The sequence below is a fragment of the Pantoea sp. App145 genome, from assembly GCF_047947045.1.
GTDB lineage: Bacteria > Pseudomonadota > Gammaproteobacteria > Enterobacterales > Enterobacteriaceae > Pantoea.
The window spans coordinates 4,266,234-4,291,909 of sequence record NZ_CP133290.1 but is presented as its reverse complement, the minus strand read 5'-3'; the positions used below and the strand labels follow the sequence as shown (position 1 = coordinate 4,291,909).

Genomic DNA, 25,676 nt, shown 5'->3' with positions numbered 1-25,676 from the left:
CCTCTCCTGCTGTTAGTTAACGGGTTGTAAGTCAACACGCGCCATCATCGCGGCCAACTGGGTACGATCGGTAACCCCTACGTTGCTCTGGCTCACAGCCATGGCCGCCACCGCCGTTGCAAGGCGCAGGGTATGTTCACTGGACTCACGCATCAGCAGGCCATAAATCAACCCGCCAACCATAGAATCCCCGGCACCTACGGTGCTGACCACTTCACACGCAGGTGGTTTGGCAATCCATTCGCCTGAAGCATTCACCCACAGCGCCCCTTCTGCTCCGAGTGAAATCACTACATGGGCTATGCCCTGTTCGCGCAGTTCATGCGCGGCGTCAATCACATCCTTCAGCGTCGGCAGCTTGCGCCCGGCCCAGATTTCCAGCTCGCGACGGTTGGGTTTCACCAGCCAGGGCGCGGCTTTCAGACCCGCGACCAGCGCCTCACGGCTGCTGTCGAAAATAATGCATGGACACTGGGTACGCAGATCGCTCATCCATTTTGTGAACGCCTCTGGTGCCACACCCGCAGGCAGGCTGCCGCTGACACACACCATGTCGAACTGACCCAGCCAGGTCAGAGAATCTGCTGTGAAGCGATCCCAGTCCTGGGTGGTAACGTCAAAACCCGAGAAATTCAGGTCGGTCACTTCGCCGTCTTTTTCCGTCAGTTTGACGTTAATACGGGTACGGCCCTGCACCACCTGAAAGCGGTTGGCGATGCCCAGCTCGCTGAACAGTTGCTGGAAACCATCCTGGTTCTCTTTACCCAGGAAACCGCCAACGGTGACATCAATACCTAAGTCTTTCAGCACCTTAGCGACATTTATGCCCTTACCTGCGGCATGCAAACCGGTGGTTTTTACCAGGTTCACTTCCCCACGTTCGATCTCCGGTGTAAAGCCAACCAGATCGTACGCCGGGTTCAGAGTGATGGTGGCTACGCGACGACTCATGCTACCCCCTCGCCCAGGCCACTATTAATGGCCTCTTCAATGGCACTCAGTGCCTGCTGTGCATCTTCGCCGCTGGCAGTAAAACGCAGGCGGTGACCTTTTTTGACGCCAAGCGCCACCACTTTCATCAGGCTGCGGCCATTGGCTGGTTTACCGCTGCCATCGAGGTTAGTGACGGTGATTTCGCTGTTGAACTGCTTGATGACGGTAACCAGCGCCGTACCCGGACGGGCATGCAGGCCATGTTCGTTACGAATGGTGAACTCTGCGGTCAGCACATCGGCCTGCTCATCCACTTCACTGGTCAGCAGCGCCAGAATCCCGGCGGCATCTGCTTTCAGCAGACGTTCAGCTTTGCTGGCATGCAGCAAGCTGCTGAGGTAACCCAGCACTTCCAGCGGACGGTTGTCGCTGGCGGCAACCGTTACCAGCAGCGCTACGTTTGCACCGGCATGGTCAAAAGGCGTTGCTGCACGGCTTACTGCGACGCCACTGTTCAGGTTACCTACCGGGCTGTCGCTCAGCCAGATACCCTGCCCGAGGCTTAACGGGGCGTTAGACACGACGTTAGCGACAAAACTGGCATCGACGGCCCCTGCCGCCTGCAGGCGACCGGCATTCAGCGCCTGCAGCGTCATCAGATCGCTGGCAGCGACATCAACGGCGATCAGCGAGGTATCGAACTGGAATTCCGCAGCCTGCTTCTCACCCATCAGCAGTGCGCGCAGGTCTTCCGCTGAAGCGGTTTTCAGTTGTTCAGCAATGCTGTCGTCGCTGAGTACATGAGTCAGCTGACGCAACAGCGCGAGATGTTCGTCGGATTTTGCAGCGATACCGATAGCGACATAGGCCGTCTGACCGTCGCCCCATGCCACACCCTGCGGAAACTGGAAAACCTGTACGCCCGTTTTCAGCACTAAATCACGGGTATCCGTGGTGCCGTGTGGGATGGCGATGCCGTTACCCAGGAAAGTGGTGGTTTGCTGTTCGCGCGCCAGCATGCCGTTAACGTAGCCTTCAGCTACATTGCCCGCAGCGGTTAATGCCGCCGCAACCTGACGAATGGCCTCTTCTTTATTCTGTGCACTGGCACCGGTATGAATGGCCTGAACTTCGAGCTGGAACATATTTCTCCTCGCTTGCTGAATTGAATCGTTTCAGCTTGATGGCGAAAAAATACGCTGTACGACATCGGCTTAGCCGGGACGACAACGCTGAAACGTTTCAGGAAATATGGTACAGCTGTGTCAGGCAGGCAAGAAAATGCGTAAATGGCGTAGCAGATTTTTGAAGCGACGCACACTTCAGAGGTGATTTAGGATTTTAGCCAGATGCCACGCTGACGTTTTTGCTGTAACGCCAGCGTCATTTAAGGCAAATGCTTCAGCAAAATGTCAGCAAAAATTCAGGGAGCGGTATCGGCTTCTAATTTAAGCAGAAAAGTCATGGCATCAGCACGGCTGTTGCCGCACATTTCAGCGCTGGGCTGCAGACTGCCACACACCGCCGGGCGCAACGGCGAACCGAATATTTTACAACGCAGCTGCGCATCAAGCTGAATGCAAGGGGTATTCGCCGGTTTACCGTTGGGCATACCCGGGATCGGGGAAGAGATGGAAGCAGCAATGCAACAGGCACCGCAATGGTCACGACACAACATCACGCGCTCCTGCCCGGGGATTTCGGCGCGACAATAGCAGGCTGTCCTCAGGAACACCATCCCGCATTCCCTAAATTTTGCGCTAGTCCGCTTGCCTGTTTTTCATCGCGCGGGTAACGTGGCGCGATCTATTCTCTCTTAGCGAGTAACACACGATGCCAAAGGCAAACGAGATTAAAAAAGGAATGGCGCTCACCTGGAACGGCAAACTGCTGCTGGTGAAAGATATCGACATTCAAAGCCCCAGCGCACGCGGTGCGGCAACCCTGTATAAGATGCGTTTTACTGACGTGCGCACGGGCATGAAAGTCGAAGAACGCTTTAAAGGCGATGACATCCTGGAAGCCATCACCCTGACCCGCCGCTTCGTCTCCTTCTCTTATATAGATGGTGATGAGTACGTGTTTATGGATGATGAAGATTTCACGCCATACACCTTCAAAAAAGATCAGATCGAAGAAGAGTTGCTGTTTATTCCTGAAGGCGGTATGCCGGGCATGCAGGTTCTGACAATGGATGGCCAGCTGCTGGCACTGGAACTGCCGCAAACGGTTGACCTGGAGATTGTTGATACTTCACCAGGCATCAAAGGCGCTTCCGCCAGCGCACGCACGAAACCCGCCGGGATGAGTACCGGTCTGGTTATCCAGGTGCCGGAATATCTCAGCAACGGCGACCGTATTCGTATTCATATCGCCGAACGTCGCTATATGGGACGCTCTGACTAAGTAAACCGCTCTGTCCGGCGCGCAGCAAATGTTATAGTATAACAATCTGTTGTGCGCGCCGGATGGATATTTCCCACGCGCGTTGTTCTCGTTTGCTGAGGCATGATTGTGACGCACGTAAATGTTATTACCGGATTTCTCGGTAGCGGTAAAACCACCGCTCTGCTGCATCTGTTAGCCAGTAAGCCTGCCGATGAAAACTGGGCGGTACTGGTCAATGAGTTTGGCGAAATTGGCATTGATGGCGCATTGCTCGCCGATCGGGGTGCCACGCTGAAAGAGATCCCTGGTGGCTGTATGTGCTGCGTTAATGGCCTGCCATTGCAGGTGGGTCTGAATATGTTGCTGAAGCAAGCCAAACCCGATCGCCTGCTGATTGAACCCACCGGCCTTGGACATCCCAAACAGTTGCTGAATATGCTGCGCGCTGCGGTATATCAGCCGTGGCTACAGGTCGATGCCACGCTGACATTACTCGATCCCCGCCATCTGGCTGACCCGCGCATTGTGCAGAATGAAAATTTCCAGGATCAGCTCACCGCCGCCGATATCGTCATTGCCACCAAAAGCGATCGCTGGAGTGACGAGGATCGTCAGTTGCTTGCAGACTGGCGTCAGCAGCAGCTCGGCGATCGTCAGTGGGTGGAAGCGGCCTGGGGAGAGATCGATCCCGCCCTGCTCAGCCAGCAGGGATTGGCCGATCGTGCGGTTCCGGAGGCGTTGCATCATCACGCTGAATCACGTCCACAAGGGCTGGCAGCGCTCAAACTTGACGGCCAGGCACGCTGGCGGCGAGCGCTCAATGAAGGCCAGGGGTATGCCTCCTGTGGCTGGATTTTTGATGGTGATACGGTATTTGATACCATCAAAATCCTTGAGTGGGCGCGGCTTGCGCCGGTAGATCGGGTGAAAGGCGTGCTACGCACTGCGGAGGGTTTAGTCACCATTAATCGCCAGGGTGAGGACGTGTTTATCGAGACGCGCCCGACACCACCACCCGACAGCCGTATTGAATTGATCCATCATCAACCCGTTGACTGGAACCTGTTACAGACCGGGCTGTTGAAGATTCGTTTAAAATAGATGCGGTACGTTTTGCCGTTATTTTTCTTTTTTGAGTTGGACTATGCGCGCTTCACGTTTATTCACCATCCTGCTCCTTAATGTGCTGGGTGTGGTGATTTTCTTTTCCTGGTATCTGCCGCCTGAGCACGGTTTCTGGTTTGGTCTCGACAAAGCCATTTTCTTCGGTTTCAACGATCAGATGGTCGTGCATCACGGTTTTGCACTGCTAGTGGCGATCACTAACTTCCGCGGTTTTGACCTGGTTTCACTGCTGGCAATGGGTTCACTGTATATGTGGTTCTGGCGACGCGATACGCCACAGGGCCGTCGCCGTATGCTGGCGATTGGCATTACCATGCTGCTGACCGCCGTCATCCTCAACCAACTGGGGCATTTAATCCCGGTGCAGCACGCCAGCCCGACGCTGTTTTTTGAACACGTTCATCGCGTGAGTGAACTCACCGGTATTCCGGCTAAAGATGCCTCAAGCGACAGCTTCCCGGGTGACCACGGTATGATGCTGATGATCTTCGCCTGCTTTATGTGGCGCTATTTCGGTTGCCGCGCTTTCCTGATGGGTTTACTGATTGTGGTGGTATTTGGCCTGCCTCGCGTGATGGCGGGTGCACACTGGTTTACTGATATCGCCGTGGGTTCGTTGTCAGTGGTATTAGTGGGCCTGAGCTGGTGGTTGCTAACGCCAGCCAGTGACAAATTAGTTAACTGGCTGTATCGCTCTTTACCGGGCAAACATAAGCCGCAGGCATAATTGTTTAGCGCGAGTGATCAAAGCGTAAAATAGCGATCGCTCGCGCTTAATGAAACCAGAAATAGATTATTAGCCTGCTAACAAATTTTTTATAAAAAGAAAAGATTATGATGGAATTCGCCGCACAATAGCCTTTTTCCTAAGCTGTCCAGTCAGAACCCTCTTAAAATCGGCCTTAACGCCAGAATTAGCCCCTGATCCCACCGCTATTTCCCTGTTTAAACGCTGCCAGTTGTCGATAAAGTAGCCATTGTGTTACGGATTGATTTCACATCGAAAAAACCTATAAAAATTTATATAAAAGCACTCGCCACGCGGTCTGTAATCGGTTAACCTCAAACGCAATTAGTAGGTGAACAGCATAAAATGTGGTTCCGAAGGCAACAAAAGTGTGTTCTTAAACACATTTTGGTAATTAAGGAATTGTCTTAGCTGCTCCCTCTTATTAATCTCGACTCGTTTTGTCATCTGGCTGGCGACATTTTGTCGTAAGGATTTCGAAGGAAAACACCCATAATGGTCAAGTCTCAACCAATTCTGAGATACCTCAGGCGGATTATTCCCGCAGTAGCTCTGGCAACACTTTTATCGGCATGTAGCAGCACCCATAACGGTCAGAACGCGAATAACGAGAATCATGAAGTTAACAACCAGAATGGTTTTTTACTTCAGGCGTCTCAGGACGAATTCGAACAGATGGTGCGGAACGTGGATATCAAATCCCGCATCATGGACCAATACGATGACTGGAAAGGCGTGCGTTATCGTTTAGGCGGTGACACTAAGCGCGGCATCGATTGTTCTGCTTTTGTTCAGCGCACCTTTCGCGAACAGTTTGGTTTAGATCTTCCGCGTTCAACCTATGAACAGGAAGATACAGGTAAGCAGGTTTCACGCACGAAACTGCGTCCGGGTGATTTAGTGCTGTTCCGCGCCGGTTCCACCGGTCGCCACGTTGGCATCTATCTGGGCAATGACAACTTTGTGCACGCCTCCACCAGCAGTGGTGTGATGATTTCCAGCCTTAACGACAGTTACTGGAAAGCACGTTACCGTGAAGCACGGCGTGTTTTGGGACGAAATCCCAGCTAATGAATCCCCTTTGAAGATCCTCTCAGCCAGAGAATCAAAAAACGCTGTCCCGACAGCGTTTTTTTTCGTCTGTCATTTTTTTTCCCATCAAAATCGATAAAAAGTTTTTGAGAATCAAAAATATAACAAGACTTTTCTCGCGCGCTCGTTATATTCTCGTTTACTTACTTACCCCAACTGATTCGGCTCAGAAGCTGGCGTAAAACACAGCGGTGACCGGGCTAATGACGGGGCTACACCAGAGAGTAGTAGTGCGCAGTTAACATAATAAAATGGCAAGACAAGGGGAATTCACTCCATGCCACTGTCGGGGACGTTTAAACGTCATGCAACCTATTCGCGCCGAATCGCCTGGAGCAGCGTGATTGTCGGCGTTGTGTTCTTTCTGTTGTTTGTCACTGTGATGTTGACACTGGCCTGGCAAAAAAGAGTACAGCAGCATGCGCTGTTACTGACACACAGTCGGGACGATTTACAGCAGGTGATGACAACCCTGGTCGGTACCCTTTATCCGCTGCAACAATATACTCAGCTGGAGTGCAGCAACGTTGGTCGCGAACTCACCTCACGCGCGGCCTTTGCCGGTAATATTCGCGCCATTTTGCTGGTACGCGATGGTGACGCTTATTGTTCCTCTGCTACCGGTGCCTTCAGGTTACCGGTGAATGATATCTCCCCTGAATCTGAACTTGAACGCGATCGCGATGTGCGCTTGCTGGAAGGCACGCCGCTGCAACCCGCCAAACCTGCGCTGGCGCTGTGGCTGAAAACCCCCGGCAAAGCGGAAACCGGCATCCTCACCACCATGAATCTCAGCCTGACACCTTATCAGTTGCTGGCTTCATACCATCCGGAAATCACCGGGATGGCGCTGATCGTGGGTGATCGGGCCATCATGAGTGGTAGCAATCAGGTGGTGCGCGTCAGTGATTTGCCGCCGGCACTGGCCTCCATGTCGCTGAATAATGATGCGATGCGCTTTGTCCTGTTCGGTTCCATCCTCGCCTTACGTGATTATCATCTGATTCTGCTGAGTGGCATCCTGTTTGCACTGGTGGTGGGAGGAACCTGCTGGCTGTTGCTGACGTTGCATCAACGGCCTGGCAAAGAGATTATGCAGGGGATTAAACGCGGCCAGTTCCATGTGGAATATCAGCCGCTGGTGACAGCCAATGATGGCCGACCCTATGGCGTCGAAGCCCTGCTACGCTGGACCCACCCCAGCGAAGGGTTGATCCCGCCCGATGCCTTTATCAGTTATGCCGAAGCACAGAATCTGATCATCCCCCTCACCCGCCATCTGTTTAAATTAGTCGCTCGCGATGCACATGCCATGTGTGACCATTTGCCGCGCGGTACCCGGATGGGGCTGAATTTGTCACCATTGCACCTGTCCTCAGACAGCTTCCGCAACGATGTACAAAACTGGATCGCCGATATGCCTGCTAATCACTTCAACTACGTGTTTGAGATAACTGAACGCACGATGGTGAAGGAAAAAAACGCCGGTGAAATCTTTGCCTGGCTGCATGATAACGATATCAAGATTGCCATTGATGACTTTGGGACCGGACACAGCGCGCTGATTTATCTGGAAAGATATCCCTTCGATTATCTCAAAATCGACCGTGGTTTTGTGCAAAGCATCGGCACCGAAACCGTCACCTCCCCGGTGCTGGATGCCGTGCTGCAACTGGCGAAAAAGCTCAACCTGAAAACCGTGGCAGAAGGCGTGGAAACCGGTGACCAGGCTGCCTGGCTGGTCAATCGCGGCGTCACCCATTTACAGGGCTATCTATTTAGCCGCCCCTTGAAGCCGGAAAATCTGGTGGACTATTATCAGCAGCAGCAACTGGTTGCTGCCGGTTAACGTCACGCAAACGTCATGAAACTGCTACCATAAGGTGCGGATAACGAAAGGAGAGCGTCCCTCTTATGCTGCTTCGTTTAGTCACAGCGTTGCTGCTTGGCTGTGTAATGTCGCCATTGCATGCGGAAACCATCAACGAAAGCTATGCCTTTGCCAAACTGGGTGAGCCGAAGTATGTGGTGAACTTTACCCATTATGACTATGCCAATCCGGCCGCACCAAAAGGCGGCAAGCTGACCCTGGCCGTCATTGGCACTTACGATAACTTCAACCGTTATGCCTCGCGCGGCAACCCCGGTGCCGCAACCGATACCCTGTATGACGGCCTGTTCACGACCTCCGATGATGAGCCTGCCAGTTACTACCCTCTGATTGCCGAGTCGGCGCGTTATCCCAGCGATTTTCACTGGATGGAAGTCTCAATTAATCCTCATGCGCAATTTCAGGATGGCACACCGATTACCGCTCAGGATGTGGCTTTCACTTTTAACAAGTTCATGACCGAAGGGGTTCCCCAGTTCCGCGTGGCGTTTCGCGGCGTGGAAGTCAAAGCCCTGAATCGTCTGACGGTACGTATCAATCTACCTAAGCCGGATAAAGATCTGGCGTTGAGCTGGCTGACGTTGCCGGTACTGCCAGAGAAGTTCTGGCAGAACAAAAAATTCAATGAACCCATTGGCTATCCACCGCTGCCCAGCGGGCCTTATCGCGTCACCTCTTACAAACCCGGGCAGTTTATCCAGTACAGCCGGGTGAAAAATTACTGGGCAGCCAATCTGCCGGTCAATCGCGGACGTTTTAACTTCGACACCATCCGCTATGACTACTACCTCGACGATAACGTGGCGTTTGAGGCTTTCAAAGCCGGGGCCTTCGATCTGCGTATAGAAGGCTCCGCAAAAAAATGGGCCACCCAATATCGGGGGCGCAACTTTGACAGCCACGCCATCGTCAAACAGGTGACGCCTAATGATGTCTCCACCAATACCAGTTGGCTGGCGTTCAACAATGAGAAGCCGCTGTTTAGTGATATCAGGGTTCGTCAGGCGCTCAGCCTGGCTTTTGATTTTGAATGGATGAATAAAGCGCTGTTCTATGGTGCCTATAAGCGTACCAGCAGCTATTTTCAGAACACCGCGTATGCCGCAGCAGGCTACCCTGATGCCGCACAGCTGATTTTACTGGCACCATACAAGGATCAGTTACCAGCGGAAGTGTTTAACAACGAATACGCCCCACCGCATTCTGACGGCAGTGGTTTTGATCGCGGTAACCTGCTGAAAGCGATGAACCTGCTGAAAGAAGCAGGCTGGGAGATTAAGAACCAGCAACTGGTCAATGTTAAAACCGGCCAGCCGTTTCGTTTTGAACTGTTGCTGAACAGCGGCTCCAGCAATGACTGGACGCTACCGTTCCAGCACAGCCTCGCACGGCTGGGTATTCAGGTTTCACTGCGTCAGGTGGATAGCTCGCAATATCTGCGTCGCCTGCGTCACGGCGATTATGATATGACGCCATCGGTGTATTACGCCATGCCCTGGCCATCGACCGATCTGCAAACCATCTGGCAATCGGAGTACATCGAGTCAACATGGAATACTGCGCGGGTGAAAGATCCGGTCGTTGATCACTTCGTGCAGCAAATTGTCGCGGACCAGGGGAATGAGAAAGCGTTGCTGCCGCTGGGCCAGGCGCTGGATCGTATCCTGCTGTGGCGTGCCTATATGATCCCGATGTGGTTCAATGCCGAACAGCGGCTGGCTTACTGGGATAAATTCTCGCACCCCGAAATTAAGCCAGCCTTCGCCACCGGCCTGGAAAACTGGTGGTACGATGTGAACAAAGCCGCGCGTTTGCCGGCGGATCGACGCTGAGGAGTGCGGTTTGGGTGCTTATTTCCTGCGCAGGTTACTGCTAATTATCCCCACCCTGTGGGCCATCATCACTCTCAACTTTTTTATTGTGCAGATAGCACCGGGAGGGCCGGTGGATCAGGCGCTGGCGAATATTCAATTCGGCCACAGCAGCATCATTCCTGGTGCTGGCGATAGTGGTGGTGGTGGCACACGCGGTGCGTTGAGCCGGGAAAATCCCGGCGACAGCCAGTATCGTGGCGCACGCGGCCTCGACCCGGAAGTGATTGCCGAAATCAAAAAACGCTATGGCTTCGATAAACCCATGTGGCAACGCTACGTGGAAATGCTGTGGAATTATGTCCGCTTTGATTTTGGCGATAGCCTGTTCCGCAGCGCTTCGGTATTACAGCTGATTAAAGATAGTTTGCCGGTCTCCATCAGCCTGGGGTTGTGGAGCACGCTGATTATTTATCTGGTGTCGATTCCGCTCGGTATCAAAAAAGCGGTACGTAACGGCAGCGCCTTCGATATCTGGAGCAGCAGCTTTATTATCATTGGCTATTCCATTCCGGCATTTCTGTTCGGCGTGATGCTGATCGTGCTATTTGCCGGTGGCAGTTATCTCGACTGGTTCCCGTTACGCGGCCTGACCTCACCCCAGTTCGACACCCTGCCATGGTACGGCAAAATCACCGACTATCTCTGGCATATCACCCTGCCGGTGCTGGCGACGGTGATTGGCGGTTTTGCCACCCTGACCATGCTGACCAAAAACTCGTTCCTGGATGAGATCCGCAAACAATACGTGGTGACAGCTCGCGCCAAAGGGCTGGATGAAAAACGTATCCTCTACGGCCACGTCTTTCGCAACGCCATGCTGCTGGTAATTGCCGGTTTCCCGGCCACCTTTATCAGCATGTTTTTCACCAGTTCGGTACTGATTGAAGTGATGTTTTCCCTCAATGGTCTCGGTCTGCTGGGCTACGACGCCACCATTCAACGCGACTATCCGGTGATGTTTGGCACGCTGTACATTTTCACGCTGATCGGCCTGCTGATGAATATTCTCAGCGATTTGACCTACACCCTGGTCGATCCACGCATTGATTTTGAGGGTCGCTGATGCGCTTGTCTCCATTGAACCAGCAGCGCTGGCAGCGCTTTCGCCATAACCGCCGGGGTTACTGGTCGTTATGGATATTTCTGGTCATTTTCCTGTTGTCGCTGGGAGCGGAGCTACTGGCGAACGATAAGCCACTGCTGGTGCATTATCAGCAACGCTGGTATGTCCCGCTGCTGTTTAACTACAGCGAAAGCGACTACGGCGGGGATTTTTCCACCCCGGCAGATTATCAGGATCCGTGGCTGAAGCAGCGTATTGATCAACAGGGATGGGCCATCTGGGCACCGATTCGCTTTAGCGACAGCACCATCAACTTTGCCACTCAGGTGCCCTTCCCTTCCCCGCCTTCAACGCAGAACTGGCTCGGCACCGATGCCAACGGCGGCGATGTACTGGCCCGCTTACTCTATGGCACACGAATTTCTCTGCTGTTTGGCCTGCTGCTGACGCTGTTCTCCAGCGTCATCGGCATCGTGGTGGGTGCGGTTCAGGGTTACTTTGGTGGACGCGTCGATTTGGTGGGGCAACGTCTGATTGAAGTGTGGTCCGGTATGCCGTCGCTGTTTTTGCTGATTCTGCTTTCCAGTGTGATCCAGCCCGGTTTCTGGTGGCTGCTGCTGGTCACCGTGGTGTTTGGCTGGATGAGTCTGGTCAGCGTGGTGCGCGCAGAATTTTTGCGTGCGCGTAATTTCGACTATATCCGCGCCGCGCGCGCCCTCGGCGTCAGTGACAGCCGCATTATGCTGCGCCATATGTTGCCCAACGCCATGGTTGCCACCCTGACCTTTCTGCCCTTTATTCTGTGCGGATCCATCACCACGTTGACCTCACTGGATTTTCTCGGCTTTGGTCTGCCAGTCGGATCGCCTTCGCTGGGTGAACTGCTGTTGCAGGGAAAAAATAATTTGCAGGCACCGTGGCTTGGGCTGTCGGGCTTTTTTGCGCTGGCGATTTTGCTATCGCTGCTGATTTTCATTGGTGAAGCGGTGCGCGACGCCTTCGATCCAAGCCGGGGAAGCTGAATGAGCAATTTACTCACCGTCAATCATCTCGCCGTCGCCTTTCAGCAACGTACCGTGGTGGAAGACATTTCGCTGCGGGTAGATGCGGGTGAAACCCTGGCGCTGGTCGGAGAATCCGGTTCCGGTAAAAGCGTCACGGCGTTATCGATTATGCAATTATTGCCTCAGCCACCCGTCACCTACCCACGAGGCGAAATTCTGTTTAACGGACAGAACCTGCTGCAAGCCAGTGAGCGTTCGCTGCGCGGTTTACGCGGTAACCAGATGGCAATGATTTTTCAGGAACCGATGGTGTCGCTTAATCCGCTGCATAGCGTAGAGAAGCAGCTGTACGAAGTACTGTCGCTACACCGGGGCATGCGGCGTGAAGCGGCGCGGGCGGAAATTCTCAGCTGCCTCGATCGCGTCGGTATCCGCCAGGCGGCGACACGCCTGCAGGATTTCCCACATCAGCTTTCCGGTGGCGAACGTCAGCGCGTGATGATCGCCATGGCGTTACTGACACAACCTAAGCTGTTAATTGCTGATGAACCGACCACCGCGCTCGACGTCACGGTGCAGGCGCAGATTCTGCAATTGCTGCGTGAATTACAACGTGAACTGAATATGGGCATGTTGTTTATCACCCATAACCTCAGCATTGTGCGTCAACTGGCGCATAACGTGACGGTGATGCGCAATGGCCGTGAAGTGGAACATAACCGCTGCGCCACCCTGTTCAGCCAGCCGCAACATGATTATACCCGCGAGTTACTCGCCGCCGAGCCAGATGGCCGACCGGCCCCCCTCAGCGACAGCACGCCATTGTTGCAGGTGAAGAATCTGCATGTCGGATTTCCCATTCGGCGCGGTCTGCTGAAACGCACCATTGCCGAAAAGATGGCGGTGCAGGATCTGAGCTTTACCCTGCGGCGTGGCGAGAGTCTGGGTCTGGTGGGTGAGTCCGGCTCCGGCAAAAGTACCACCGGGCTGGCGCTGCTGCGTCTGATCGCCGCTCGCGGGGAAATCTGGTTCGACAATCAACCGCTGCATCAGCTGTCGTCTAAACAGTTGTTGCCGCTGCGGGAAAAAATTCAGGTGGTGTTTCAGGATCCCAATTCCTCGCTCAATCCGCGCATGACGGTGCAACAGATCATTGCTGAAGGGCTGGCGGTTCATCGCCCGACACTGACCGCAGCAGAACAGGAAGCGAAAGTGATTGCGGTGATGCAGGAGGTGGGACTGGATGCGGAGACGCGGACACGCTATCCGGCAGAGTTTTCGGGAGGACAACGCCAGCGTATCGCTATCGCCCGCGCCTTGATCCTCGAACCACAACTGATGGTGCTGGATGAACCCACCTCGTCGCTGGACCGTTCGGTACAAAAACAGATCCTCAGCCTGCTACGCCGTTTACAGCAGCAGCATCAACTGGCTTATCTGTTTATCAGTCACGATTTGCAGGTGGTACGCGCCTTGTGCCATCAGCTGATTGTGCTGCGCCAGGGGGAAGTGGTGGAACAAGGAGAATGTGATGCGCTATTCAATGCACCGGCACAGGAATACACCCGTCAGCTACTGGCTTCGGCCCAGGGAGAAAACCTGACTTAATGGCCGTCAAAGGTTTCGGCGATAGCCACACCCTGATTTTTCAGGCAGCAATTGGTGGCGCTTTCGTCACCGCGCTGGATCAGCAAACAGGGCTGTCCTTCACAATGGGCGATTTTGCATTCCACCTGAATCTGCGCCAGCGTATCCTGCAACTGGCGCAGGATTTCCATCGCTGGATGCCCATCATGACTGAGCAGGCGTAGTGCGACCAGATCCTGGTCATTTTCAGCATCGGCAGATTCCTGTCGCTCAATCTCACCAGCATGATCAACCGACCAGCGATAATGTTGCGGCAGACGATGCACAACCGAAAGTTGCAGCATAGATACGTGATCCCCAGAGACGTTAACTTCATTCACGACGAATAGCGCACACGCAGTGAATCCCTTTCCTGGTTAACTCAGAATACGGACGTCAAGGCTCGCCTTCTCGTTTTAAGCACAAAACATAAAGCAGATTTATTATTTGCGAGAATGCTCGCATTTATCGCTATATGTACCTTGTTCAGCGGCAGTTAACAATCATTTTAGACGCAATATGGTTACTTTTTTACTTATTAATTTTCACAACATGGAAACATCACGTACGGGAAAGGGTTGGAGAATGGATGAAAATTGCCCGTAACGGCGCGATAAATCGCGCCGTCAGTGACGAAACCGCAGAGAGGATTCAGGCGATATTATGACGAGGTCGTGTAGCGTAACTGAACAACATAATAGAAACGGTGGCGCATAACGCAATGGTCGCGACCATCGGCCAGGCACTGCTGACGTTGACCATAGAAAGCAACGCCCCCACCAGCGCACCGACGCCGAAACGCAGCGTACCGGCCAGCGACGATGCAGTACCCGCCATATGCGGAAACTCATCAAGAATCACCGCCATCGCGTTGGAAGAAACCGTCGAGACACAACCGATAAACATCGCCACGCCCAGCACCAACGGCAGGAAACCCAGGTTGAGTGCACTCGCTACCAGCAGCCAGACGCCCATACAGAACTGAATGACCAACCCGATTCGGAACATAGCCAGCGGACCAAAACGACGCACCGCGCGGCTGTTAATCAACGTCATCACAAACAGGAAAACCACGTTGAGGCCAAAGTAATAACCAAAGTTCTGTGGCGAAACGTGGTTCACCTCGATGTACACGAAAGGCCCGGCATTAAGAAAAGCAAACAACCCGGCAAACGAGAAACCACTTGCCAGCATGTAACTGAAGGCGCGCTTATGCCGTACCAGCGCGACAAAATTCCCCATCGTGGTACGCAGATGAAAACGCTGACGCTGCTCAGGTTTGAGCGTCTCGCGGATCTGGGTCACCACCAGCACGGTGGTCACGATAGCCGCTATCGACAACGTCCAGAAAATGGCATGCCAGCTCCACAACAGCAGCAACCAGCCACCGATAATCGGTGCCAGCAACGGCGCAATGGTGGTAATCAACATGACGAACGACATCATGCGTGAGAATTCCTCTTTCGAGTAGCTGTCACGCATCAGGGCGTTAATCACCACGCTGGCCGCCGCTGCCGACAGGCCGTGCAGAAAACGCATGAAGATCAGTTGATCGATGGATTGCGATAACGCACACGCCGCCGCCGCACAGGCAAAAATCAGCGTACCAAGGGCGATCACCGGTTTGCGGCCATAGCTATCCGCCAGCGGTCCATACACCAGCTGACCAATAGCAAAGCCGAGAATATAAAGGTTAAGCGTCATCTGCACGCTGCCGGATGAAACGGCAAACTGACGTGCAATTTGTGGCATTGCTGGCAGATACATATCGATGGAGAGCGGCATCAACATCGCCAGCAATCCGAGGATAACCACTAACCCGACCGGTGAGTTCTTGTCCTTTGGCACCACGTGCTCCCGCTATTTCTGTTGTTTTAATTCGTCAGGTAAACCAATGCTCGCGACCTCTTCCCCGGTCAATTCACGGTACTCCCCTTCTTCAAGATCGGCATCGAGCGCGATAGCGCCGATACGTTCGCGATGCAGGGTCACCACATGATTACCCACCGCCGCAAACATGCGTTTCACCTGGTGATAACGCCCTTCGCTGATGGTCAGCAACGCTTCCTGCGGGCCGGTAATTTCCAGCGTCGCCGGTTTGGTCAGATCTTTTTCATTGTGCAGCTGGATACCCGCGGCAAAGGTGTCCACCAGCGCCGGATCGAGAGGGGATTCAACCCCGACACGGTAGGTTTTTTCACAATGGTGGCGTGGCGAAGTAATACGATGCGACCACTGGCCGTCATCAGTCAGCAGCACCAGACCGGTTGTATCAATATCCAGACGCCCTGCCGCGTGCAGCTTCCAGGCCATAGGTTCTTCAATAAAGAACAGGATGGTCGGGTGATCCGGATCATCAGTGGAGCAGACATAACCCTGCGGCTTGTTCAGCATGAAATAGCGCGGGCCATGCTGCTGAACCAGTGGATTACCGTCGTATTCCACTTCGTCATCCGGCAGCACTTTATAGGAGGTGTCACGCACCGTTTCGCCATTAATGGTGATTTTTTTTGCACGTATTTCACGTGCGGCAATGGCACGGCTGATTTCCAGTTGCTGAGATATGAATTTGTCGAGTCGCATGAATTCGCTTTGCCTGTTACTGCGGAGGGAAACTGAAACGGTGTTTTTATCCGTTGAAAATGTGAGGGCAGTATAGCCTGAACCATCGGCGGCTAACAGAGCTGATCCTGCGTTTCAGGCGCTTTCATGGCATAATGCGGGTCCGTTTCAGAAAAAAGTTTTGGCCCGATGTCTTTCACCCTGCGCCCCTACCAGCAAGAAGCGGTTAACGCGACCGTTGCTCACTTCCGCCAGCATGCGACACCCGCAGTGATTGTGCTGCCCACCGGGGCAGGAAAAAGCCTGGTGATTGCCGAACTGGCGCGACTGGCACGCGGGCGCGTGCTGGTGCTGGCGCATGTCAAAGAGCTGGTGGAGCAGAACCACAGCAAATATCAGGCATACGGACTGGAAGCCGATATCTTCGCCGCAGGATTACAAAGGAAACAAAGCGAACGCAAAGTGGTGTTTGGCAGTGTACAGTCGGTGGCACGCAACCTCGATCGTTTCGACAGTGCCTTTTCCCTGGTGATCGTCGATGAATGCCACCGCATCAGCGATCACAGCGAAAGTCAGTATCAGCAACTTTTCACCCATCTGCGCCAGCATAATCCGCAGTTGCGTCTGCTGGGGCTGACGGCTACCCCATTCCGCCTGGGCAAAGGCTGGATCTATCAGTTTCATTATCATGGAATGGTGCGCGGCGATGAAAAGGCGCTTTTTCGTGATTGCATCTATGAATTGCCGCTGCGCTATATGATTAAGCATGGCTTTCTGGTACCGCCAGAACGGCTGGATATGCCGGTGGTGCAATACGATTTCAGCCGCCTGATGCCGCAAAACAACGGTCTGTTCAGCGAAGCCGACCTGAATCGGGAACTGAAACAGCAGCAGCGCGTTACGCCGCACATTATCAGCCAGATCGTGGAGTTTGCCGACGATCGCCGTGGCGTGATGATTTTTGCCGCCACCGTCGAGCACGCGCGTGAGGTGTTAACGCTGTTGCCGGAAAATAGCGCTCTGGTCTCGGCCGAAACGGCGGTGAAAGAACGCGACCGTCTGATTAACGCCTTTAAGGCGCAGCAACTGAAGTTTCTGGTGAACGTCGCGGTGCTGACCACCGGTTTCGACGCCCCCCATGTCGATTTGATTGCCATTCTGCGCCCCACCGAATCTGTCAGCCTGTATCAGCAAATCGTCGGACGCGGCCTGCGCCTTTCCCCCGGCAAAACCGACTGCCTGATCCTCGATTACGCCGGTAACCCACACGATCTCTTCACGCCTGAAGTGGGTGCGCCCAAAGGAGCCAGCGATAATCAGCCGGTGCAGGTTTTTTGTCCCGCCTGCGGCTTCGCCAACACCTTCTGGGGCAAAGCCACTGCTGATGGTCATGTGATTGAGCATTTTGGCCGCCGTTGTCAGGGGGTGCTGGAAGACGACGACGGGCAGCGTGAGCAATGTGATTATCGCTTCCGCTTCAAAAGCTGCCCGGATTGCGGAGCCGAAAACGATATCGCGGCGCGTCGTTGTCACCAGTGCGACAAGGTGCTGGTTGATCCCGATGATATGCTGAAGGCCGCGCTGAAACTCAAAGACGCCCGGGTGCTGCGCTGCGGCGGCATGACGCTGACGCAGGGACGTGATGAGAAAGGCGAATGGCTGAAGGCGACTTATTATGATGAGGATGGTCTGGACGTCAGCGAACGTTTTCGCCTGCACACGCCCGCGCAACGTAAGGCATTTGAACAACTGTTTATGCGCCCCCATCAGCGCGCACCGGGTGTGCCACTCGGATGGCAGACCGCCAGCGATGTGGTAGCTCTGCAACCGTTATTACGTCATCCTGATTTTGTCGTGGCGCGTGCTAAGGGCCATTTCTGGCAAGTCCGCGAAAAGATATTTGATTATCAGGGCCGTTTTCGTCGGGCCAATGAACTGCGTTGACCCACGGAATCATTTGCCCGTGCGGCGCTTAGCGGCTATAATGCCGCCCGCTTTTGCATTCGCAATGGCGTTTGAATAATCGTTCTGTTGCTGGGTCGCCTGTAACAGGAATCAACGAAGAGATATTAAGATGTTTACTATCAACGCAGAAGTACGTAAAGAGCAGGGTAAGGGTGCGAGCCGCCGCCTGCGCCACGCTAACAAGTTCCCGGCCATCGTTTATGGCGGAACTGAAGCACCGGTTTCTATCGAACTGGATCACGACTCAGTCATGAACATGCAGGCTAAAGAAGGCTTTTACACTGACGTTCTGACCATCGTTGCTGACGGTAAAGAAATCAAAGTTAAAGTTCAGGCTGTACAGCGTCACCCGTTCAAGCCGAAACTGCACCACATCGACTTCGTTCGCGCTTAATCGCCTGACGAGTTGAAGAAAAAACGCCGCATCTGCGGCGTTTTTTTATGGGCGGAAATCAGTTGCCGCCGGTGCGACGTTGCAGCTGATCGCGCAGATTAGGCGGCGTGCCTTTGATGGTCAGCGTATCTGTCGTCGGATCCCAGAAAATACGCTCGCCCAGCAGCATAGCATCGAAGTTCAGGGTTAACCCACCCCCGCTGCCAGCAAATTTAGTCAGCTGACGTAAGGTGCTGCGATCGGCAGGAAAATGCTCTTCCAGCTCGTAGCCTTGCTCCTGGGTAAACGCCTGAAAAGTCTTTTCACCCAGTGGCGGCAGTTCGCTGGAAAGGTCTTCCAGCGCAATTTCCTCACCGGCCTGCAGTTGATCGTTACAGTAGCTGTAAACCTGCTGACGGTAATTCTGCCGTTCATTTTTATCCAGATTCGATTCCGCACAATAATCATCCACCGCCTGCAATAAGCCGCGGTTTTGTGCTTTGGTATCGAGGCCCACGCTGGCACCGAGGAAATCCATAAAGAAGTCGGCAACTTTACGCCCTACCCGTCCGCGCAAAAACGTCAGATAACGGGTCGATTCCGGGTTAGTTTCCCATTCGGTGAGGTCAATGCGCGCGACGATATCGGCATGATTAATATCGAGATAGTGTGTGCTGCTGATATCCAGTTCTTCGTTAACCCGCATGCTGGACTGGCTGTTCAGCACCGCAACCAGCAGGTATTCCACCGCCAGATACCGATAATGGATAAACAGCACGATACCGCCTTCAGCAAAGGAATATTTGCCGAGTTCATCGCGCAGACGCCCGGTCGCCGCCCGGCTAAAGGCGAGAAAGTCATCTTCCCCTTTGCGGCAATTACGCAGCGCAGCGGCCAGTTCGCTCTCTTCATCGAACAACCCATAGGCTTTGTTCTTGGCGCTGTACACCCGATGCAACTCTTCTGCCATCTCCTCAACCGCTTTGGTGGCAGGCAGCAGGGTATCACGCAGCACCAGCTCAAGCTGGTTCTCATCACGTTTCACTAACTGATGCAGGGCAATCTGGTCGATATCCAGACTCATGATAGACTCTCCTTTAAGCACAGGCGCGTATTCAAACACCGCACGCCGCTGCTTTCAACTCCATACACAACACGAACGTTTCGCGTTTGATAAAATTGCGGAAAAAATCTCGTTGTTACGGTAATATACCGCCTTTTGATACTTGATTAGTCGACGATATGCCACAATCATCCCGTTACAGTGACGAACGCGTGGAGAAACTCCTCGCGCAAATGGCGCAGATTCTTGAAAAAGACAAAGCGCCAACCGACCTTTCCCTGATGGTACTGGGGAATATGGTAACCAATTTGATCAACACCAGCGTCTCTCCGGCACAGCGCCGCAGCCTGGCACGATCTTTTGCCGATGCGTTGCAAGCGTCGGTTCGCGATGACAACGCCCATTAAATTGCAGATTTGACCTTATAATATGGTAACCAACCGGCAGCGCTACCGTGACAAAGTCTCCCAGATGATCAGCTGGGGGCATTGGTTTGCCCTGTTTAATATTCTCTTCGCGTTAGTTTTAGGCAGCCGCTACCTGTTGGTTTCCGACTGGCCAGCGTCCCTGGCTGGTCGTATCTATGCCTATACCAGCTGGATTGGCCACTTTAGCTTTCTGGTGTTTTCCGTTTATCTGCTGGTGATCTTCCCGCTCACCTTTGTGGTGATGTCGCAGCGATTGCTCAGGTTCCTTTCAGCGATCATCGCCACCACAGGGCTGACGCTGATTATGGTCGACAGTGCGGTATTCAACCGCTTCCATCTCCATCTCAATCCGGTGGTGTGGGAGCTGGTGATAAACCCCGACCAAAGTGAGATGGCGCGCGACTGGCAGCTGATGTTTATCAGTGTACCGGTGATATTTCTGGTTCAGATGCTGTTTGCCACCTGGAGCTGGCAGAAGCTGCGCAGCCTCAACCGTCGTTCGTTTGGCAAACCGCTGGCAGCGCTGTTTATCTGTGCGTTCTTCGCCAGCCATCTGCTGTATATCTGGGCTGATGCCAACTTCTATCGTCCGATCACGATGCAGCGCGCTAACCTGCCACTTTCCTATCCGATGACGGCGCGGCGTTTCCTTGAACGCCACGGTCTGCTGGATGCGCAGGCGTATCAGCAGCGTCTGGTGCAGCAAGGCGATCCGGAAGCGTTATCGGTGCAATATCCGTTAAGCGATATCACCTTCCGCGATGGTGGTACACGCCATAATTTGCTGGTGCTGACGGTGGATGGCCTGAATAACGCCAACGTGGAAAAAGCGTTACCGTCGCTGAATCAGTTCGCTACTGACAACGTGCGCTTTACGCAGCACTACAGCGCCGGAAACCAGCCTGAAAAAGGCTTGTTTGGTCTGTTCTATGGCATCTCATCAAGCTATATGGATGGGGTGCTGGCAGCACGTACGCCTTCCACATTACTCAGCGCGCTGAACAGCCAGGGTTATCAGTTCGGATTGTTCTCCTCCGATGGCTTTAATCAGCCGTTATATCGTCAGGCACTGCTGGCGGACTACTCCCTGCCCGCCATGGACAGCCAGCCGAATAGCGCGACCGTCGCCCAATGGCAAAACTGGCTCAACGGGCAGAAGGACAACAGCACCCCCTGGTTCTCCTGGGTGGCACTGAATGGCGTCACCGTCACTGGCGATAACCTGAAAGCGCAACAGCGTAGCTATTTACGTCAGGCTGCGGGTGTTGACACGCAAATCGCCGCTGTACTGCAAACCCTGCAACAGCGCGATTTGCTGAAGAATACCGTAGTGGTGATTACCGCTCAGCGCGCCATTGCGCTGGATGGTGATGACAACAATCCGGGCAACCGCGCTACCCTGCAGGTGCCGCTGGTGGTGCACTGGCCGAATACGCCAGCGCAGACTATTGACCGCCTCACCGATCAACAGGATGTGATGGCGACATTGATGCAACGTCTGCTGCATGTGCGGACTAACCCGGTGAACTATTCTCAGGGTGAAGATCTGTTCGCCGCTCAGCGCAGCCATAATTGGGTAGCGAGCAGCGAAGATGGCAGGCTGGTGGTGACCACACCGGACATGACTCTGGTACTGAACAATAATGGTAGCTACCGTGCATACGATGCACAGGGTAAAGCGCTGAAGGATCATAAACCGCAACTGGCGTTGTTGCTGCAGGTACTGACGGAAGAGAAGCGTTTCATCGCAAACTGATTAAATATGAGGCAGTTAAACCGCTCACATCTTGCAATCGTGCGCGGAAACGGTAGTATATGCCTCCACGTTCGGCACGTAGCGCAGCCTGGTAGCGCACTGTCATGGGGTGTCAGGGGTCGGAGGTTCAAATCCTCTCGTGCCGACCAAAATTCCCAAAAAAAAAGCAGCCACTTATGGCTGCTTTTTTATTGCCTGAATATCGTGATGGCAATATCGTGGTCCTGCATGCTAACCTTTACGCCCCCAATTACCCTTCCATGCGTTGACCAGGATATACGAAGAAGAACAGAACAGGACATGATTAATACGATAAACGCAAACTATAATGTTAAATTCTATTTCTTAATCACCTTTTTCATATTAATAGGCTACAGCCCGATATATCTCTCAAATTATGCTTTTTCTGATGACTGGTTTTACATATATGCATCAAACACGGACCCCAATAGCATATTAAAGTGGGATGTTTTATCTGGCAGACCATTGTATGGTTCTTTTCGTTATCTTTTTTCATTTTTTATTGACGATGTTAATAGCCTTATCGTTCTGAGAGTATTTTCACTCCTGTCACTGATTGCTCTGGGATGTTACCTCTATTATTTCACCAGCAAACGTCAGATCCTTGAGAATAACCTGCAGCGCTTCACTTTCAGTACGATGTTATGCCTGCTGCCTTCGTTTCAGGTGTACACGGCCTGGTCGGTATGTTTCCCTTACGTACTTTCCGTCATTTTTTCTGGCCTGAGTTATACCTGCCTCACCAGCCACAGAACATCATTAAGCAGATTATTATTATCAGCGATCTTTATTTCGGCTTCTTTTGCCATTTATCAGCCCGCTGGCATGAGCTTTTTATTCTTTGCGATGATTGACCTTTGTCTGCCAAAGCAAGTGGTTGATCGTAAGATTTTCATCAGGACGATATTGATGTTAGGCTTTGGTATGTTCAGCGCACTGCTGTTTGCCAAAGCACTGCCGTACTGGCTTTACCATGACATTTTGGCCAGAACGAATGTGACTCTGGAGTTGGGAAAGAAATTATTGTGGTTCATTAAAGAACCGCTAAAAAACGCCATTGCCAATTATGACTTAGGCAGAACGTTATTTTCTGTCATCCTCTCACTCGTCATTATAGGTATTGGTATCGCTGCCATGAAAAAACATGGCAGAAACAAACCTTATTTGTTTGCCTTTTTCGTGCTTGCATCCGGATTACCAAACTTACTGGTCAGTGAGAGCTGGGCAGCGTATCGCACCATCGTCGCCATTGCATTGATTACCACTGCAGCATTCATCTTTGGCCTGTTGACGATTTTTAAGAACATCAGATACCCGCAAATACCTTATGTTATTTTCATCTTACTGACGGTATTTGTTAGCAACCAGAATATCCGCAATGGTTTTTCTCTGCCTCAGCAGGAAGAATATCATCTGTTCAACGCTGAAGTCCTGAGAACTGTTCCTGCAGAATTCAAAGGTGAGTTGTATTACAACATCAACTCCGATAATTTACCGAGAGTTGCAAAATCCACTAAATATGATGAGTTTGGTGCCCTTTCATTAGGCATGCCCTGGGCATTTGCGGGCATGGCGTATTCAGCCAGAAAAGAGCACGCGATGAATTATGTCATTCCAGCTGCGCCGGTGATTGGCCTCAACAACACTTGCACTGAGCCTTGTCTGGTCATCAATGCCAGCGCCGTGCTAAATCATGGTGTGAAATAAGTCATTATCCTTAAATCAAATTTCGCTATTTTACACCACCAGAGTATCACCCTGGTGGTGTTCTTGCTCTAATCCGGTGCTACAAATCAAAAATCACCCCTCATTCACCCAAATCCGCATCTCCCCTGCTCCACGATTCGCCCAGCTAAACCACGGAATAAACGTTAAGGTCTGAGTTTGCCGGGTGGAAGGTGCACGATCATAATGCCAGAGCAATTGCTGCTCAGGCTCATGAGAAGTGTGCTTGCTGCCCTCGGCCTGAATGAGCACCTTATGCGCAAACAACCCTTTACCCTCAAAAGTCGTAAAGGTGGAGGAGTCAGACAACCACAGGTTATGCAGCTGCTCGCCGTTATCCGCCTGTTCCAGACAATACACCAGCGGACCGCGTTGAATCGCCACTTTGCCTGCGACGTGACGTACCAGCGGATTGCCATACACACGGCGTACCGGCATGGGCAATGTCAGCGTCAGGGTGTCGCCTTCCATCCAGAGCCGATTGATATGCAGATAACCTTTGCGGATGTCATGCGCTACCTCCACGCCATTAAGCGCCACCTGCGGCGCATCGCACCAGTCCGGCAAACGCAGAGCCAGCGTATGCCGCACCGGCTGCGCTGAATCGATAGCGATGGTCACATTTTCCTGCCACGGGAAGTTGCCGCTGATACGCAGGCGTAGCGTTTGTTCGCCTACCGGCACTTCCACGCTATTGCCGACATAAAGATTGATGTAAAGCGCATCCTCGCGCGGTGTATAGATATAGTGCCCCAGCGAGGTCAGCACGCGGGCGATATTCGGTGGACAGCAGGCGCAGCCGAACCACCGCTGGCGTACCGGTTTCACATGATCGTAAATATGGTTAAAACTGAGGGTTTTAGGATGTACTTCCAGCGGATTGACGTAAAAGAAATGTTTGCCATCCAGCGCCATCCCTCCCAGCACGGTGTTATATAACGCGCGTTCCATCACATCGGCGTACTGGCTGTCGGCTTCCATCTCCAGCATACGCCGGGCAAACATCATCAGGCCAATCGAAGCACAGCTTTCGGCATAGACGCTGTCGTTCGGTAAATCGTAATCGCTGCTGAAGGCCTCCCCGCTGCTTTGCGAGCCGATGCCGCCAGTGATATATAGCTGGCGCTGCGCCATATTATGCCACAGACGCAGGCAATCCTGCCGTTTCGCTTCATCCTGGCTGAGTCTTGCCAGATGTGCCACGCCAGTCATCAGGTAGACGAAGCGTACCGCGTGACCAATCGCCGTCTGTTGTTCCGCAATGGGTTGATGAGCCTGACTGTAGGCCTTGTCTTTTACCATCCATGCCGGGCCGTAAGTATTCCAGTAGGATGTTTCGCCCCGCTTTTGATACTCAATATCGTAGAAATGCGGCTGCGTGCCGCGCTGTTCGACAAAGTAGTTCACCAGCGTCATATAGCGCGGTTCCTGGGTTACCTCATGTAAACGCATCAGCGCCAGTTCAATTTCCGGATGTCCCGGATAGCCATGCAGCTGTGTGTCCCCCGGACCAAAGACGCTATCAATATGGTCGGCAAGTTTGCAGACCACCTCCAGCAAGCGGCGTTTGCCCGTGGCCTGAAAGAAAGCCACACCGGCTTCAATCATATGTCCGGCGCAGTAAAGTTCATGGCATTCGGCGAGATTGGTCCAGCGATCCGCTGGCGCTTTGACCGTGAAATACGTGTTGAGATAGCCATCGCCACACTGGGCGGCTGCCACCAGTTCAATCACCTCATCTGCGGTTTTCTCCAGCTCCGCGTCGGGTTTCTGACACAAAGACCAGGCGACAGCCTCCAGCCATTTCGCCACGTCACTGTCCTGGAACACCATGCCGTAAAACTCCCCTTGTTGCAGTCCAGCGGCAATTCGGAAATTTTCGATAGCATGGCTGGGATCGGCTTCCGCGATGCGGTCATTGAGCGCATCCCACTGATAAGGGATCACTACATCGCGTACCAGTTGCTGGTACTGGCCGAGGAACGGGTCGCTGATTTTGAGCTTATGCAGGTTAACTTCCATCACAGACATTATGGTCT

General features: G+C 53.1%; 22 protein-coding genes and 1 tRNA gene. 15 read left to right on the top strand and 8 right to left on the bottom strand.

Annotation, left to right across the window (positions count from 1 at the left end; translation table 11 throughout):
• Positions 1-12: 12 nt before the first annotated feature.
• The 3 genes from fruK to RCF31_RS19840 form a co-directional block, all read right to left on the bottom strand.
• Positions 13-951, bottom strand: coding sequence for a 1-phosphofructokinase (gene fruK / locus RCF31_RS19850; RefSeq protein ID WP_299445471.1), 939 nt, complete (start codon positions 949-951; stop codon positions 13-15).
• On the bottom strand, positions 948-2,078 hold the full coding sequence (gene fruB / locus RCF31_RS19845; protein ID WP_416412057.1) for a fused PTS fructose transporter subunit IIA/HPr protein: 1,131 nt from the start codon (positions 2,076-2,078) through the stop codon (positions 948-950). The genes fruK and fruB overlap by 4 nt, the downstream gene beginning before the upstream one ends.
• A gap of 278 nt (positions 2,079-2,356) precedes the next feature.
• A complete protein-coding gene (locus RCF31_RS19840; protein ID WP_299445467.1) occupies positions 2,357-2,611 on the bottom strand; it encodes a YkgJ family cysteine cluster protein in 255 nt (84 codons plus the stop codon).
• Between the two features lie 155 nt (positions 2,612-2,766).
• Between RCF31_RS19840 and yeiP the strand changes: the two genes are divergently transcribed.
• The 9 genes from yeiP to yejF all read left to right on the top strand — a co-directional run bounded on the left by yeiP (position 2,767) and on the right by yejF (position 13,726).
• Entirely contained in the window at positions 2,767-3,339 is a 573-nt protein-coding gene (gene yeiP / locus RCF31_RS19835; protein WP_084876066.1) for an elongation factor P-like protein YeiP, read from the top strand.
• Between the two features lie 108 nt (positions 3,340-3,447).
• Positions 3,448-4,422: a CobW family GTP-binding protein gene (locus tag RCF31_RS19830; RefSeq protein WP_416412056.1), complete on the top strand. Its 975-nt coding sequence runs from the start codon at positions 3,448-3,450 to the stop codon at positions 4,420-4,422.
• Positions 4,423-4,465: 43 nt separating this feature from the next.
• Entirely contained in the window at positions 4,466-5,173 is a 708-nt protein-coding gene (locus RCF31_RS19825) for a phosphatase PAP2 family protein (RefSeq protein WP_416412055.1), read from the top strand.
• Between the two features lie 516 nt (positions 5,174-5,689).
• Positions 5,690-6,265, top strand: coding sequence for a bifunctional murein DD-endopeptidase/murein LD-carboxypeptidase (gene mepS, locus RCF31_RS19820; RefSeq protein WP_299445460.1), 576 nt, complete (start codon positions 5,690-5,692; stop codon positions 6,263-6,265).
• A 298-nt stretch (positions 6,266-6,563) separates the two neighbouring features.
• A complete protein-coding gene (locus RCF31_RS19815; protein WP_416412054.1) occupies positions 6,564-8,135 on the top strand; it encodes a cyclic di-GMP phosphodiesterase in 1,572 nt (523 codons plus the stop codon).
• Positions 8,136-8,200: 65 nt separating this feature from the next.
• Positions 8,201-10,009 carry an extracellular solute-binding protein gene (locus tag RCF31_RS19810; RefSeq protein ID WP_416412053.1) on the top strand — a complete coding sequence of 603 codons (1,809 nt, stop codon included), beginning with the start codon at positions 8,201-8,203 and terminating at the stop codon, positions 10,007-10,009.
• A gap of 10 nt (positions 10,010-10,019) precedes the next feature.
• The gene (locus RCF31_RS19805) at positions 10,020-11,114 is read left to right on the top strand and encodes a microcin C ABC transporter permease YejB (protein ID WP_313686407.1); all 1,095 of its coding nucleotides are present in this window, start codon (positions 10,020-10,022) and stop codon (positions 11,112-11,114) included.
• Complete coding sequence (locus RCF31_RS19800; RefSeq protein WP_416412052.1) at positions 11,114-12,136, top strand: ABC transporter permease; 1,023 nt, start codon at positions 11,114-11,116, stop codon at positions 12,134-12,136. Before RCF31_RS19805 ends, RCF31_RS19800 begins: the two co-directional genes overlap by 1 nt.
• Positions 12,137-13,726, top strand: a complete 1,590-nt coding sequence (yejF, locus tag RCF31_RS19795) for a microcin C ABC transporter ATP-binding protein YejF (protein WP_416412051.1) — start codon at positions 12,137-12,139, stop codon at positions 13,724-13,726. It begins immediately after the preceding gene.
• On the opposite strand, the gene RCF31_RS19790 is transcribed toward yejF, so the two are convergent.
• The 3 genes from RCF31_RS19790 to rsuA all read right to left on the bottom strand — a co-directional run bounded on the left by RCF31_RS19790 (position 13,723) and on the right by rsuA (position 16,327).
• Positions 13,723-14,049, bottom strand: a complete 327-nt coding sequence (locus RCF31_RS19790; RefSeq protein WP_084876074.1) for a hypothetical protein — start codon at positions 14,047-14,049, stop codon at positions 13,723-13,725. The genes yejF and RCF31_RS19790 overlap by 4 nt on opposite strands.
• 346 nt (positions 14,050-14,395) lie before the next feature.
• Positions 14,396-15,592 (bottom strand): Bcr/CflA family multidrug efflux MFS transporter, encoded by a 1,197-nt coding sequence (locus RCF31_RS19785; RefSeq protein ID WP_299445447.1) that lies wholly within the window; start codon positions 15,590-15,592, stop codon positions 14,396-14,398.
• A gap of 12 nt (positions 15,593-15,604) precedes the next feature.
• Entirely contained in the window at positions 15,605-16,327 is a 723-nt protein-coding gene (rsuA, locus tag RCF31_RS19780; protein ID WP_416412050.1) for a 16S rRNA pseudouridine(516) synthase RsuA, read from the bottom strand.
• Positions 16,328-16,495: 168 nt separating this feature from the next.
• Here rsuA and RCF31_RS19775 point away from each other — a divergent pair, with 168 nt between their 5' ends.
• Positions 16,496-18,250, top strand: coding sequence for a DEAD/DEAH box helicase (locus tag RCF31_RS19775; protein ID WP_299445443.1), 1,755 nt, complete (start codon positions 16,496-16,498; stop codon positions 18,248-18,250).
• Positions 18,251-18,380: 130 nt separating this feature from the next.
• The gene (gene rplY / locus RCF31_RS19770; protein ID WP_084876077.1) at positions 18,381-18,665 is read left to right on the top strand and encodes a 50S ribosomal protein L25; all 285 of its coding nucleotides are present in this window, start codon (positions 18,381-18,383) and stop codon (positions 18,663-18,665) included.
• A gap of 58 nt (positions 18,666-18,723) precedes the next feature.
• On the opposite strand, the gene yejK is transcribed toward rplY, so the two are convergent.
• Complete coding sequence (gene yejK / locus RCF31_RS19765; RefSeq protein ID WP_313688282.1) at positions 18,724-19,728, bottom strand: nucleoid-associated protein YejK; 1,005 nt, start codon at positions 19,726-19,728, stop codon at positions 18,724-18,726.
• Positions 19,729-19,886: 158 nt separating this feature from the next.
• Between yejK and RCF31_RS19760 the strand changes: the two genes are divergently transcribed.
• The 4 genes from RCF31_RS19760 (at position 19,887) to RCF31_RS19745 (ending at position 23,619) form a co-directional block, all read left to right on the top strand.
• Positions 19,887-20,114, top strand: coding sequence for a YejL family protein (locus RCF31_RS19760; protein WP_084876079.1), 228 nt, complete (start codon positions 19,887-19,889; stop codon positions 20,112-20,114).
• 22 nt (positions 20,115-20,136) lie between these two features.
• Positions 20,137-21,891 carry an LPS biosynthesis-modulating metalloenzyme YejM gene (yejM, locus tag RCF31_RS19755; RefSeq protein WP_416412049.1) on the top strand — a complete coding sequence of 585 codons (1,755 nt, stop codon included), beginning with the start codon at positions 20,137-20,139 and terminating at the stop codon, positions 21,889-21,891.
• Positions 21,892-21,963: 72 nt separating this feature from the next.
• Positions 21,964-22,040, top strand: a tRNA-Pro gene (locus RCF31_RS19750).
• Between the two features lie 151 nt (positions 22,041-22,191).
• On the top strand, positions 22,192-23,619 hold the full coding sequence (locus RCF31_RS19745) for a hypothetical protein (protein WP_416412048.1): 1,428 nt from the start codon (positions 22,192-22,194) through the stop codon (positions 23,617-23,619).
• A 93-nt stretch (positions 23,620-23,712) separates the two neighbouring features.
• Here the strand turns inward: RCF31_RS19745 and RCF31_RS19740 are convergent, their stop codons facing one another.
• Positions 23,713-25,668 (bottom strand): glycoside hydrolase family 127 protein, encoded by a 1,956-nt coding sequence (locus tag RCF31_RS19740; RefSeq protein ID WP_416412047.1) that lies wholly within the window; start codon positions 25,666-25,668, stop codon positions 23,713-23,715.
• Between the last annotated feature and the right edge of the window lie 8 nt (positions 25,669-25,676).

What these genes read in the sequence shown, in the direction of transcription:
- fruK (WP_299445471.1), bottom strand. Translation starts at nt 951, where the DNA reads ATGAGTCGTCGCGTAGCCACCATCACTCTGAACCCGGCGTACGATCTG.
- fruB (WP_416412057.1), bottom strand. Translation starts at nt 2,078, where the DNA reads ATGTTCCAGCTCGAAGTTCAGGCCATTCATACCGGTGCCAGTGCACAG.
- RCF31_RS19840 (WP_299445467.1), bottom strand. Translation starts at nt 2,611, where the DNA reads ATGTTGTGTCGTGACCATTGCGGTGCCTGTTGCATTGCTGCTTCCATC.
- yeiP (WP_084876066.1), top strand. Translation starts at nt 2,767, where the DNA reads ATGCCAAAGGCAAACGAGATTAAAAAAGGAATGGCGCTCACCTGGAAC.
- RCF31_RS19825 (WP_416412055.1), top strand. Translation starts at nt 4,466, where the DNA reads ATGCGCGCTTCACGTTTATTCACCATCCTGCTCCTTAATGTGCTGGGT.
- mepS (WP_299445460.1), top strand. Translation starts at nt 5,690, where the DNA reads ATGGTCAAGTCTCAACCAATTCTGAGATACCTCAGGCGGATTATTCCC.
- RCF31_RS19815 (WP_416412054.1), top strand. Translation starts at nt 6,564, where the DNA reads ATGCCACTGTCGGGGACGTTTAAACGTCATGCAACCTATTCGCGCCGA.
- RCF31_RS19810 (WP_416412053.1), top strand. Translation starts at nt 8,201, where the DNA reads ATGCTGCTTCGTTTAGTCACAGCGTTGCTGCTTGGCTGTGTAATGTCG.
- RCF31_RS19800 (WP_416412052.1), top strand. Translation starts at nt 11,114, where the DNA reads ATGCGCTTGTCTCCATTGAACCAGCAGCGCTGGCAGCGCTTTCGCCAT.
- yejF (WP_416412051.1), top strand. Translation starts at nt 12,137, where the DNA reads ATGAGCAATTTACTCACCGTCAATCATCTCGCCGTCGCCTTTCAGCAA.
- RCF31_RS19790 (WP_084876074.1), bottom strand. Translation starts at nt 14,049, where the DNA reads ATGCTGCAACTTTCGGTTGTGCATCGTCTGCCGCAACATTATCGCTGG.
- rsuA (WP_416412050.1), bottom strand. Translation starts at nt 16,327, where the DNA reads ATGCGACTCGACAAATTCATATCTCAGCAACTGGAAATCAGCCGTGCC.
- RCF31_RS19775 (WP_299445443.1), top strand. Translation starts at nt 16,496, where the DNA reads ATGTCTTTCACCCTGCGCCCCTACCAGCAAGAAGCGGTTAACGCGACC.
- rplY (WP_084876077.1), top strand. Translation starts at nt 18,381, where the DNA reads ATGTTTACTATCAACGCAGAAGTACGTAAAGAGCAGGGTAAGGGTGCG.
- yejK (WP_313688282.1), bottom strand. Translation starts at nt 19,728, where the DNA reads ATGAGTCTGGATATCGACCAGATTGCCCTGCATCAGTTAGTGAAACGT.
- RCF31_RS19760 (WP_084876079.1), top strand. Translation starts at nt 19,887, where the DNA reads ATGCCACAATCATCCCGTTACAGTGACGAACGCGTGGAGAAACTCCTC.
- yejM (WP_416412049.1), top strand. Translation starts at nt 20,137, where the DNA reads ATGGTAACCAACCGGCAGCGCTACCGTGACAAAGTCTCCCAGATGATC.
- RCF31_RS19745 (WP_416412048.1), top strand. Translation starts at nt 22,192, where the DNA reads ATGATTAATACGATAAACGCAAACTATAATGTTAAATTCTATTTCTTA.
- RCF31_RS19740 (WP_416412047.1), bottom strand. Translation starts at nt 25,668, where the DNA reads ATGTCTGTGATGGAAGTTAACCTGCATAAGCTCAAAATCAGCGACCCG.